At 47.2% G+C, this 13131-nt stretch carries 8 protein-coding genes and 1 tRNA gene; 7 read left to right on the top strand and 2 right to left on the bottom strand.

Translation table 11 applies throughout. The annotated features are described in order from the left end of the window. Both ftsZ and lpxC read left to right on the top strand, forming a co-directional pair. Positions 1 to 1215, top strand: a complete 1215-nt coding sequence (gene ftsZ, locus CWC22_RS17520) for a cell division protein FtsZ (protein WP_138537426.1) — start codon at positions 1 to 3, stop codon at positions 1213 to 1215. A 95-nt stretch (positions 1216 to 1310) separates the two neighbouring features. After that, positions 1311 to 2234, top strand: a complete 924-nt coding sequence (gene lpxC / locus CWC22_RS17515) for a UDP-3-O-acyl-N-acetylglucosamine deacetylase (RefSeq protein WP_010383639.1) — start codon at positions 1311 to 1313, stop codon at positions 2232 to 2234. A gap of 37 nt (positions 2235 to 2271) precedes the next feature. Here lpxC and CWC22_RS17510 read toward each other — a convergent pair whose 3' ends face one another. Next, a complete protein-coding gene (locus CWC22_RS17510; RefSeq protein ID WP_138537428.1) occupies positions 2272 to 2757 on the bottom strand; it encodes a DUF721 domain-containing protein in 486 nt (161 codons plus the stop codon). A gap of 421 nt (positions 2758 to 3178) precedes the next feature. Between CWC22_RS17510 and secA the strand changes: the two genes are divergently transcribed. From secA to nagP, 5 genes are all read left to right on the top strand, one after another. Beyond that, positions 3179 to 5887, top strand: coding sequence for a preprotein translocase subunit SecA (gene secA, locus CWC22_RS17505; RefSeq protein WP_138537430.1), 2709 nt, complete (start codon positions 3179 to 3181; stop codon positions 5885 to 5887). Between the two features lie 76 nt (positions 5888 to 5963). Further along, on the top strand, positions 5964 to 6371 hold the full coding sequence (gene mutT / locus CWC22_RS17500) for an 8-oxo-dGTP diphosphatase MutT (RefSeq protein WP_125558932.1): 408 nt from the start codon (positions 5964 to 5966) through the stop codon (positions 6369 to 6371). A 39-nt stretch (positions 6372 to 6410) separates the two neighbouring features. Further along, positions 6411 to 8480: a M13 family metallopeptidase gene (locus tag CWC22_RS17495; protein ID WP_138537432.1), complete on the top strand. Its 2070-nt coding sequence runs from the start codon at positions 6411 to 6413 to the stop codon at positions 8478 to 8480. Between the two features lie 175 nt (positions 8481 to 8655). Further along, positions 8656 to 11241 (top strand): family 20 glycosylhydrolase, encoded by a 2586-nt coding sequence (locus CWC22_RS17490; RefSeq protein WP_171045020.1) that lies wholly within the window; start codon positions 8656 to 8658, stop codon positions 11239 to 11241. Between the two features lie 258 nt (positions 11242 to 11499). After that, entirely contained in the window at positions 11500 to 12801 is a 1302-nt protein-coding gene (nagP, locus tag CWC22_RS17485) for an N-acetylglucosamine MFS transporter NagP (protein WP_125558936.1), read from the top strand. Positions 12802 to 13044: 243 nt separating this feature from the next. Here nagP and CWC22_RS17480 read toward each other — a convergent pair. Next, positions 13045 to 13120 (bottom strand) — tRNA-His (locus CWC22_RS17480). Positions 13121 to 13131: the final 11 nt, after the last annotated feature.

The raw sequence follows: 13131 nt of genomic DNA, 5'->3' as shown, positions 1-13131 counted from the left end.
ATGTTTGATATTATGGAACAACACGGCGAAGAAGCCGTTATTAAAGTCATCGGCGTTGGTGGCGGCGGCGGTAATGCCGTAGAACACATGGTAAAGCAGGAAATTGAAGGCGTTCGCTTCATTGTGGCGAACACGGATGCGCAGGCACTGCGTAAGTCGTCAGCCGATGTGACTGTGCAGCTGGGGACTCAGATCACACAAGGTCTGGGTGCCGGTGCGAATCCTGAAGTAGGTCGCAGCGCAGCAGAAGAAGATGTTGAGGCTATCAAAGCCAGCCTGGAAGGAGCCGATATGGTGTTTATCGCTGCCGGTATGGGTGGCGGAACAGGCACAGGCGCAGCACCCGTTGTGGCACGTGTTGCCAAAGAGCTCGGTATCCTGACTGTCGCTGTTGTAACGCGTCCTTTCGACCTGGAAGGCAAGAAGCGTATGGCTGCTGCCGATCAAGGCATAGGTGAGTTGTCAGAAATTGTAGATTCACTCATCACAATTCCTAACAACAAGTTACTTAAAGTTTTGGGTAAAGGCACTACATTATTAGATGCCTTCGCTAAAGCGAATGACGTATTGTACGGCGCGGTGCAGGGCATTGCTGAGCTAATTACACGTTCAGGTTTGATCAATGTGGACTTCGCGGACGTACGTACGGTTATGTCTGCGATGGGTACTGCAATGATGGGCACCGCTGCGGCCAGTGGTCCAGATCGGGCACAGGAAGCGGCTGAAGCTGCGATTTCCAGCCCACTGCTTGAGGATGTTGATTTAACGGGCGCTAAAGGCATCTTGGTTAACATCACCGCAGGTATGGACATCACAATCGAAGAATTTGAGATTGTGGGGAACCATGTGAAAGCATTGGCGTCTGAAAATGCAACAGTAGTTGTGGGTGCGGTTATCGACCCTGAAATGAGCGAAGAGCTGCGTGTGACTGTGGTTGCTACTGGACTCGGTGGTGAGCGCAAGCCACAATTTGGCATTGTTGATAATGGCCTGAAAAAGGCGGTTGGCTCTGACAGCGAAGGTGGCAAAGGACAAAGTATGTTTGTGCCAAGTTTTACGCAAACAGCCAGTGAAGGCAATGAGCCTGAGCAAGGTAGTACTGCACCATCTGAGCCTAAATCGACGAGTGCACCTGCATCTTCGAATAGCGCTGGTGGCAAGGAAAAAGGGGATTACTTTGATATCCCTGCGTTTTTACGCAAACAATCTGACTAAGGTCAGGTTAAAAAACAAACGATTGGCAGCTGGTTCTATCTGTGATAGAATTTGCGGTCTATTTATTCATTAACCAGTCAGAAGCGGACGAACCTATGATAAAACAACGAACGATTGCTGAAGTCGTTAAAGCCACAGGTGTAGGATTACACAAAGGTGAAAAGGTCACGATCACTCTCCGACCTGCGAGCGTAAATACGGGGATCGTATTTCGTCGCGTAGATCTCGACCCGGTTGTCGATTTTGAAACAACCCCTGAAGCTGTGGGCGACACGCAATTGTGTACTTGTTTAACCAACAAAGATGGTGTTCGTTTGTCAACAACGGAGCATCTTATTGCTGCTGTTGCTGCATTGGGAATTGATAACCTGATCGTTGAGCTGGATAGTGCAGAAGTACCAATTATGGACGGTAGTGCATTACCTTTCATTTACTTGCTGCAAAAAGGTGGGATTGCAGAGCAGAATCAGGCGAAGCGCTTTATTCGTATCAAAGAAAAAGTGCGCGTGGAAGACGGCGATAAGTGGGCAGAAATTGAACCTTACGATGGCTTTCATATTGATTTTGAAATTGCGTTTAATCACCCGGCTATTAATGCCAGCCGCCAACGTATTGGCCTGGACATCACAGCGCAAAGCTTTACTGAAGAGATCAGTCGAGCGCGTACTTTTGGTTTTATGAAAGACATCGAGTACATGCATGCCAACAACCTTGCGTTAGGCGGCAGCATGGATAATGCGGTAGTTTTGGATGAATTCAAAGTGCTGAATCCGAACGGGTTACGCTATAAAGATGAGTTTGTTAAGCATAAAATCCTGGACTGTGTTGGTGATATGTTTATGGCAGGGCACAATATCTTAGGTAAGATTACGTGTTTTAAATCAGGACACGGTCTGAACAACAAGTTATTGCGTCAGGTTATGGCGACAGAATCTGCTTGGGAATGGGCAACATTCGACGAGCCAGTGACCATGCCGGCACCAGGCATGGAAGTGGATTCGACTCTAGCCACTGCCTGAATCGCAAATTAAGTTAAGAAAATGACGCTCTTTAGCGTCATTTTTTTTGTCCGCCATGTTTAGCAAGGCGCAGTAATTTTTCCTTTAATCCGGCTGGAGCAAGCTCGGCAAGCGCCATTAAATCGTCTGCTGTTTGTGCACTCATGTGCCGGCCAGTATACGTTTTCTGTGGTGCTTTTACCTGGTTCACAGGCTGAGTCAGGCGCTGTTGTGCTTCGGGATTTGTGCCTATTTTCACTTGACAACAATCGTGCAAACCTGCTGCTCGAAAACTGCTCAGGATCTCCATTTTCAGGTAATTTAATCGGGTTGCTAAGGTCGCTGATGCGGCTTCAACGTATAGGGTCCCATCTTGATAGTTGGCAACACGGCATTTTTTACTTAGCACGGGGCCCAGCGCATTGTGCAGGGGCTGTTGTAATTCAGCGATGCCTTGTGCTTTTTGCACATAACCATGCAGTTTATCCGACCAGCTGCCGGCTAACTCGTCCAGGGGTTTCGGATCAAATCGGTTTTTACTCATAGTAATAACTCACTAGCGTGTACCTTACAGGCAATCGGCCACTTCCCTTTAAGTATAACGCGTGCGCGTCATTACAGATAGCACAATGCGTTTGTGGTGACGGTTGAAATACGCAGGCATAGCCCACATAGATAGGGTTAGTACCTCGAAAACTGTGTCTCTTTTCTTTTTCTGGAAGCCGATAATGCGGCATTGCCGGTGTGTCATGAGATGGTTTGGGTGTGTTTCGCCTGACTTGTATGGTTAAATAGGAACAGATTACTTTTTGATGGTTTGCAGACGCGCATAGTCTGGTATGATAGGGCACAAATTTAACTCGGCACACAGCAAGGTCCGACTTTGTCGCCAACAGGACGAGCGAGCGTGATAACCGCGTTACCCAAGTAGGTGCTCGCAAATAGATGAGTGAAATGGTTTAAACATGATAACGAAAATTTTTACCAAGATTTTTGGTAGCCGCAACGACCGAATGATTAAAAATCTGAGAAAAACGGTCGCCCTGATAAACGCCCTAGAAGAACAATACAAGGCGCTGTCAGACGAACAACTGCAAGCTAAAACCGCGGAATTCAGACAAAGATTTGAGCAAGGTGCTAACCTGGACGACATGCTTCCTGAAGCCTTTGCGACGGTGCGAGAAGCCTCTAAACGGGTATTTGGCATGCGTCACTTTGACGTGCAAATGATCGGTGGTATCGTGCTGCACCAGGGTCGAATTTCTGAAATGCGTACAGGTGAAGGTAAAACACTCACCGCGACACTGCCTGCCTATTTAAATGGTTTGACGGGCAAAGGCGTACATGTCATTACTGTGAACGACTATCTGGCCAAACGTGATGCTGAGAATAACCGTCCATTATTTGAGTTTCTGGGCCTGACAGTTGGCTGTAATGTGCCGGGTATGATGCCTGCTCAGAAAAAAGAAGCATACGCGGCGGATATTACCTACGGTACCAACAATGAATTCGGTTTTGATTATCTGCGCGACAATATGGCGTTTAGCATTGAAGAGCGCGTTCAGCGCCCATTGCACTACGCCGTTGTGGATGAAGTTGACTCCATCCTGATCGATGAAGCGCGTACACCCTTGATTATTTCTGGTCCGGCAGAAGACAGCTCTGAGCTATACACTAAGATCAATACAATCGTGCCTGAACTGACCTTACAGGAAAAGGAAGATGAAGAAGGTGTCGAAGGTGATGGTGATTTCACATTAGACGAAAAGAGCAAGCAGGTACATTTAACCGAGCGTGGTCAGGTTAAAGTTGAAGAGTTATTGGTTAAAAATGGCCTGATTGAAGAAGGCGACTCGCTGTATTCAGCAGGTAACATTACGTTGCTTAGCCATGTCTATGCGGCGTTGCGTGCACACAAACTGTATCAAAAAGATGTCGACTATGTTGTAAAAGATAATGAAGTCATCATTGTTGATGAACACACAGGTCGTACGATGGAAGGACGTCGCTGGTCTGAAGGCTTGCACCAGGCGGTGGAAGCAAAAGAGAATGTGCGTATCCAGAATGAAAACCAAACGTTGGCTTCCATTACCTTCCAGAACTATTTCCGTTTATATGACAAACTGGCGGGGATGACGGGTACCGCTGATACAGAAGCGTTTGAATTCCAGTCCATCTATGGATTGGATACGGTGGTTATCCCAACCAACAAGCCAATGATCCGTGATGATCGTGCTGATCTGGTTTATCTAACTCAGGATGAAAAGTTCGAAGCAATTCTGACCGATATTCGCGATTGTCAGAAGCGTGGTCAACCTGTCCTGGTTGGTACCATTTCCATCGAAAGCTCTGAATACCTGTCGCACTTCCTGCGTAAGGAAAAAATTGAGCACAATGTCCTGAATGCGAAATTCCACGCACAGGAAGCTGATATCATTGCAGATGCGGGTTTACCGGGTACCGTGACGATTGCAACCAACATGGCTGGCCGGGGGACGGACATCATGCTGGGTGGTAACTGGCAGAATGACGTGTCCAAGCTGGAAAACCCAAGCGATTCGCAGATTGACGACATAAAGGCACAGTGGCAGAAGCGACATGACGCTGTTCTGGAAGCGGGGGGTCTGCACATTATCGGTACTGAGCGTCATGAATCTCGCCGTATCGATAACCAGCTACGTGGTCGTTCTGGTCGTCAGGGGGATGCGGGCTCAAGTCGTTTCTACCTGTCAATGGACGATGCATTGATGCGTATTTTTGCCGGTGAGCGTATGACCAACATGATGCGCAAACTGGGCATGCAACGTGGTGAAGCGATTGAGCATCCTTGGGTTAACCGTGCGATTGAAAATGCGCAGCGCAAAGTCGAAGCACGTAACTTTGATATTCGTAAACAGCTGCTTGAGTACGATGATGTTGCCAATGACCAGCGTCGAGTGGTGTATGAGCAACGCAATGAGCTGCTGGAAGAAGGTGATATTTCTGAAACGATTTCAGCTATCCGGGGTGATGTCATCAATAGCGCGATTGATCAGTATATTCCGCCGCAGAGCCTGGCTGAAATGTGGGATATTCCGGGCCTTGAAGAACGCCTGAAGAATGACTTTATGGTTGAGCTACCGATTGCGCAATGGCTTGAGGAAGACAACAAGCTGTACGAAGAGCGTTTACGCGAGCGTATCGGCGAAGAAATTGATGCCTCATATAAGCAAAAAGAAGAGATGGTTGGTGCACAGGTACTGCGTCAGTTTGAAAAGGCTGTGATGCTACAAAGCCTGGATCAGCACTGGAAAGACCATCTTGCGGCAATGGACCATTTACGTCAGGGCATCCACTTACGTGGTTATGCACAGAAAAACCCGAAACAGGAATACAAGCGCGAGTCGTTTGAATTGTTCTCTGAAATGCTCGAAAACCTTAAGGTTGACGTGGTCGGAGTATTAAGCAAAGTGCAGGTGCGTGCTGAAGAGGATGTTGAGAAAGTTGAAGAGCAGCATCGTCGTAGCGAGCAGGCTCCACGTCAGTATCAGCATGAAGAGTCTGAGCCTGTGGGCGGTGAAGCACCACAAGGTGCTGCGGTCGCTGCACGCACTGAGCCTAAAGTTGGACGTAACGAACCGTGCCCATGTAAATCGGGTAAAAAGTACAAACAGTGTTGCGGTAAGCTGAAATAAGCTTGCAGAAACCCTATGAAAAAGCGACCTAGAGTCGCTTTTTTTATCTCAGAAAAACAGAATATTTGAGTTAGATATGACAAAGAAAATTGTGAATGTAGCGGTCGGTGTCATCATTCGGGATGCACAGTTTTTTGTATGTAAACGCGCGAAAGAACAGCACCAGGGTGGGCTATGGGAGTTCCCGGGTGGAAAGATTGAAGCGCAGGAGACGGTAACTCAAGCTTTAGCCAGAGAGTTAAAAGAAGAAATTGGTATTGATGTGCATAGTTCTGAACATTTACTCGTGATTGAGCATGACTATGGCGATAAACAGGTTAAACTGGAAGTGCATAAGGTCGAAGATTTTTCGGGACACGCAGTGGGTCTGGAAGGGCAACCCAGTCAGTGGGTAAACTGGAATGAGCTCAATCAATTGGCTTTTCCAGCAGCCAATGTGGCGATCCTTGAAGCGCTGGCACAACAGTATGGCGTGGATCAGTAACAACGGTCGTTGAGCAAATTTGATGTTAAGGGTATAAAGATGAAGAATATAACAGTCACTGCTGCCGCGGTTGCACTTGCACTAGGTCTGACAGCTTGTAGCGAGCCTGTGAAAACCGAATCGCAATCAGAAGTTACTCAAGCTGAGAGTAAGCTAAACTCAGGGATCGCGTTGAATAATATTGACAGTGCCGTTCGAGCACAGGATGATTTTTATTATCACGTAAACGGCAAGTGGTTAGCGCGCACAGAGATACCGGCAGACAAATCGAATTATGGTTCATTCACCGAACTGTATGATGCATCACAAAAAGCACTGCGAAAAACACTGGAGCAGGCTGCGAGTAACGATCAGGCCAAGCCCGGTTCGGATGAAGCTAAACTGGGTGATTTCTATCGAAGTTATACGGATGAATTGGCTCGGGAAGAGTTGGGGACAACACCGTTGGAGTCTTACCTGGCACCGTTTCAGGCATTACAAAATAAATCTGAGTTGCCAGCATTATTTGCCCGGGCTTTATCTCAGGGTGGTACCACACCACTTAGCTGGTATGCAAACAACGATGCTAAAAACTCGACCGTGAATACACTATACCTGTGGCAATCAGGCTTGGGTTTACCTGATCGTGATTTTTATCTTCAGGATACGGAAAAATTCACACGCATTCGCGCCGAATATAGCCAGTATATCGAACGCTTGTTGCAGGTTATGGGTTATGATCAGCCCCGTGCGCAGCAAGCGGCTAAGCACATCATGGCACTTGAAACCGCTTTAGCTGAAATTCAGTGGTCACGGGTTGAAAGCCGGGATGCGGATAAAACCTATAATAAGTTTCAGGTTGATACGTTGAATGCACAACTGCCAAATTTTGACCTCTCAGCTTACCTGAAAGGGTTTGGTTTAGAGACCAAAGAGCTGGTCGTGACTCAGCCAAGTTATCTGCAAGGCTTATCTGATTTGATTGGCACCACTGAAATAACCGCCTGGCGTGATTATCTGACTTTCCACTTTGCCAGCGACTATGCACAGCTGCTACATAAAACGGCGGTTGACCTGAAGTTTAACTTCTATGGTAAAACGCTGCGCGGGCTTGAAGAGCAGGCACCTGTGTGGAAGAAAGCGGTGAATGCCAGCAATGACGTATTGGGCGAGCTGCTGGGTAAAATTTATGTCAAAGAGTACTTTCCGCCAGAAGCCAAAGCCCGCATGGGAGAGCTGGTCGATAATTTGATCAAAGGATTTGACCAGTCAATTGATGAGCTGGAGTGGATGAGTGCTGAAACAAAGCAGGCCGCGAAGGTCAAGTTAAGCAAGTTTACACCTAAAATTGGCTATCCGGACAAATGGCGTGACTACTCTGGCCTGGAGATCAACGCCGACGATCTGGTGGGCAACTATGTCCGTTATAATGAGTGGGCCTATCAGGACATGGTGGGCAAGGTCGACAAACCGGTTGATCGCAGTGAGTGGTTCATGACACCGCAAACGGTGAATGCCTACTATAATCCTGTGAATAATGAAATTGTGTTCCCTGCGGCCATTTTGCAACCCCCATTTTTTAACCTGGACGCGGACGATGCTGTTAACTATGGCGCGATTGGTGCCGTCATTGGCCATGAGCTCGGTCATGGGTTTGACGATCAGGGGGCCAAATATGACGGTGATGGCAACTTACGCAATTGGTGGAGTGAACAAGATCTGGCGCAATTCCAGGCGCGCAGTCAGAAGCTGGTTGAGCAATATAATCAGTATCAGCCTTTTGAAGACGCAAATGTGAACGGCGAACTGACGCTGGGTGAAAACATTGGGGATTTAGGCGGCCTGAGTGTGGCGTTAAAAGCTTACCAATTATCCCTTGAAGGCAAGCCCGCCCCTGTGATTGATGGTTACACCGGCGAGCAGCGCTTTTTTATGGGATGGGCACAGATCTGGCGTCGACAATATCGTGATGAAGAATTGCGTAATCGTTTGATGACCGATTCGCATTCACCCAGCCACTATCGTGTCATTGGGGTGTTGCCTAATATGCCTGCATTTTATGATGCGTTTGATGTTAAAGAAGGCGACAAAATGTATCTCAAACCGCAAGAGCGGGTCAAAATCTGGTAAGTGTTTACTGCTATTTTAGCCGCCAGAATATGGCGGCTTTTTTGTATTAACCGATTGATAAAATTGAATATAGAGATCTTGTAAGGAAAAATTGATAGCGCTGTCATTTTTTCTTCTATATGATGGTATTTACAACAATTTGAAGTTTGCGCTCAGCGCAGGTTAAGGAGCCGGAATGAAAATACAGAAAAAACTGCTCACCCGGGCCATCGCGGCCACGCTTTTAGTCCCGATGATGGCTAAAGCCGCCTGGGATAGCTCGCAACTGCAAGCCTTTACTGATAACACCACCTTTATGTTTGCGGTAGAAAATAATCACCATAATGGCAGCAGCAGTTTTCTGGCTTCTATTACCTTACAAAATAACTCCAAAATTGCCTTACCGGCCGGTGAAAGTGACTGGCAGATCTATTTCCACTCAATCAGAAAAGTTGCCACGCAACAGGCCGCTGGCCTAAAGTTTGAACATGTGAATGGTGATTTGCATCGTTTAGTACCGACCAAAGCATTCGCCGGGTTAAAGCCGGGTGAAACCTTGGAAATCCCTTATGAAGCTGCTGCCTGGATAGCTGCATATACCGACTTTATGCCCCGGGCTTTTATGGTTAGTGGTAACGCAAAGCCGGCTGTATTCGCCAACACAGACAGTGAGAATATGCTGGATTTTGTTGCCCCAATTGTGCGTGATAACCAGCTGGATCGTCATGCCGAGCCAGAGGATTTATCTCCGCGCGCTACAGCATCATGGCGTTATGAGCAAAATCAGCAGACTGGCAAGCTTTCACGCGAAGATGCCTTGAAACGCATTATTCCCAAACCAATGGATGTCGATTTTAACCGGGGTTATGCTGAGCTCAGTAACCAATGGCAGATCCGTTATGCGGGCAGGCTAAAGAGCGAAGTTTCGGTATTTCAGGAAGATTTGGCCGACTATGGGCTTCAGCTGGACGCCCAACCAGACCACATCAGTGCCGGTAAAACCAAGACCATTTATTTGCAAGTCGCAGAATTAGCCGAACTGGGCAGTGAAGGCTACCAGCTCGAAGTTGACGACGACAAAATCGTGATCACAGGCCATGACAACGCAGGTGTGTTTTATGGTATTCAGAGTTTGCTTGCTTTATTCCCGGCTGAGCAACAAGGCCAGGTCAGCGTGCCTAACGTCGACATCAAGGATGCGCCGCGTTTTGGCTGGCGTGGTATGCACTATGATAACGGTCGCAATTATCATGGTAAGGAGGCTCTGTTCAAGCTGGTTGAGCAAATGGGGCGCTACAAACTGAACAAGTTCCACTGGCACTTTTCTGAAGATGAAGGGTGGCGGTTGGAGATCCCGGGTTTACCAGAGCTGACCGATATTGGAGCATATCGCTGCTTTGACTTAGAGGAGCGTGAGTGTTTACTTACACAGCTTGGAACAGGCCCGCACAAAACAGGTTCGGGTAACGGGTATCTGACCCGAGATGAATTTGTGGAACTACTGAAATTTGCCAAAGCACGTCATGTCCAGATCATCCCTGAGATTGAAGGTCCAGGCCATGCAAGAGCATCAATCAAGGCAATGGAAGCGCGTTATCATACACTCATGGAAGCAGGCAAACCTGAGCTGGCACGTGCTTATTTACTGAGCGATCCTCAGGACACCTCAAAGTACATCACAGTGCAGAATTATACTGATAATTCTATGAATGTGTGTCAGGACTCGACTTACGCATTCATTGAAAAAGTTACTTATGAATTGCAAGGCATGTATCGAGAAGCTGGTACGCGTCTGACGAATCTGCACTTCGGCGGAGATGAAGTCGGGGCTGGTTCCTGGGTAGACTCTCCTGTCTGTCAGGCTATGTTTGCCGATCCCAATAATGGGGTTGCAGGCCCGACTGATTTGAAACCTTACTTTACTCAACGTGTTGCAACGCTGTTTGCAAAACGCGGAATTGCCCCGGGGGCATGGGAAGACGGTCTGATGTATGACCGGGTCAACCCATTTAACCGTGATGCATTTCCAAATGAAGTCTTTACAGCAAATGTTTGGGATAATATCTGGGAATGGGGGGTTGCTGACAGGGCACATCGTCTGGCAAATGATGGCTACCAGGTTGTGTTATCACATGGCACGCACCTGTACTTTGATCACCCTTATGAGCCGCACCCTGCTGAACGCGGATATTATTGGGCCGCGCGCTATACTGATAGCAAAAAAACGTTTAGCTACATGCCGGATGATGTTTATGCCAATGCCGATTTTACGCGCAGTGGTGCACCGATTGAAAACCTAGAGGCTCTGGTCGGTCGCGCGATGCCTGCGCTAGAAAAGCCAGAAAACATCCTCGGTATTCAGGGTCAGGTCTGGAGTGAAACTATCCGTACTGAAGCACAGGTACAGGCAATGGTGTTCCCGCGTCTACTGGCAATGGCAGAGCGAGCCTGGCATAAAGCGAGCTGGGAAGGTGCGCATATTGACAAGAAACGCTTTGCTCAGGATTGGTATGGATTTTCAGCTGCACTGGCGTTAAAAGAACTGACAAAGTTAGAAAAAGCTGGCGTTAATGTGAACTTACCTGTACCTGGGGCAAAAGTGATTGACGGTCAGTTACATGCCAACAGTGCATTTGAGTACCTAACGATTGAGGTCAGCCTTGATAGTGGTGTTAGTTGGCAAACTTACACAGCTCCGATGAGTGTAAGTAACGTTGACGGCGTACTGTTACGTACCCGTTTAGGCGATAAAAAGTTCAGTCGTACCACCCAGTTAGACTAATTGTCTGGTTACTCTGTTATGGGGAAGGTGTTATTACTTCCCCAAACTGAGGACAGTTGATTACAAAACTAACTAGAAAAAGGCTAAATTTTAACGTAAAGTTAAATGTCAGCGCTGTCATTTTGATCCTGAGTTGTTAAAAGCCGTCATCATGATGCGACTGTCTGGGCCGATAGCACAGAAAATAATAATCCGGATTATTTTTAATTCGTTTTAATCCGACCTGTATTAATCTTAATTAGCAACAAGAAGAGTTTTATGGAAGCGACAGTGGAAAAAGATGACCTCGAAAAGCAGAGTGTCTGGTTACCTATGACACTTGCTGGCTCAATGTTTTTTATATTGGGCTGTATCACCTGGTTAAATGGTGCTATCACACCATTCCTTCAGCAAATGCTGGAACTGAGTCCGCTACAGGCCTCTTTCATTATTTCCTCATTTTATATCGCCGTAACCGTTGCGGGGATCCCCTCAGCGATGCTGATAAAGCGAGTTGGGTATAAAAATGGCATGGCGATTGGTTGTGCAGTCATGGCGTTGTCTGCGCTGATGTATATTCCGGCAGCGAAGATGCAAATGATTGAGATCTTCTTGTTCGCGCAACTTATGATCGGGGTTGGTCAGACGGTGCTTCAAACCGCGGTAAACCCTTATGTAGTAAAAATGGGCTCAGAACGCTCTGCTGCTGTGCGTGTGTGTATTATGGGATTGCTGAATAAGTCGGCCGGTGTAATTGTTCCGATCGTATTCGCTGCCGTGGTTGTAAGCGGTGTTGTGAATGAGGGTGAATCACTGAGTCAGGCTCAGAAAGATATGATGGCGAATAGCCTGATAGCACCTTACCTAGGTATCGCAGGGCTGATTTTCTTATTTGCTGCATTTGCTAAGTTTTCTCCATTACCAGACTTAGTGTTTGAAGAAGAAGGTCAAACCAGTAAAGGGGAAGTGAAAGAAGCCCTGAGCCACCCCCATCTCGCTTTGGGTGTGATCGGTATTGCACTGTATGTTGCGGTAGAAGTGATCGCTGCAGACACCATTGGTTCGTACGCTTTGCAGTTAGGGATTGCTGATTACTCTGTCATGACTTCCTATACTATGGGTTGTATGCTGATTGGTTACGCGATTGGTATCGCGCTGATCCCACGCTTTATGTCACAACAAAATGCACTCGTCATGTCTGCAATCGCTGGTATTGTTACCGTTTTTGCTGTAGTTTTAGGGGACAATGAATCGACTGCTCTGGCAAATTTACTGCTTGTTCCATTTGGTGGCCCTCAGCTGCCGGATCCGCTTCTGTGTATTGCTCTGTTAGGCTTTGCAAATGCGATGGTGTGGCCTGCAATTTGGCCTTTGGCGCTTGATGGCTTAGGGCGTTTGACAGGTACAGCATCAGGCCTGTTGATCATGGGTATTGCAGGGGGCGCGTTAGGACCGCTGTTAATCGGAGTCGGTAATGTTGCAGGCCTTGGCGCTCAAGGTGCGTATAGTTTAATGCTACCCAGCTATCTGTTTATTCTATTCTATGCCCTAAAAGGTCATAAAATGAGAAGCTGGAAATAGCGAAAAGAATTTCTATCTGTAAAGTAGAAATAATCCCGTGTGTAATGCCACCGTAAGGTGGCATTTTTTATGCCGAAAAATTGACATAATCATTGAAATGTAACGAAAATGTGTCTATATCTAGCATGAAGGATATAGTTATGTAAACCTGATACAAATGGACAACTGGATCTTGTGTAAGCAAAATTAATGCGAACAGAACGGTTTTGATAAATAAAAAAGGGGATGGTAACAAGGGAAAAGTGGGGCGACTGACGAGGCTTGAACTCGCGACAACCGGAATCACAATCCGGGGCTCTACCAACTGAGCTACAGCCGCCACAAATAGAT

The organism is Pseudoalteromonas rubra, from assembly GCF_005886805.2.
Lineage (GTDB): Bacteria > Pseudomonadota > Gammaproteobacteria > Enterobacterales > Alteromonadaceae > Pseudoalteromonas > Pseudoalteromonas rubra_D.
This window is presented reverse-complemented; position numbering and strand designations above follow the sequence as displayed.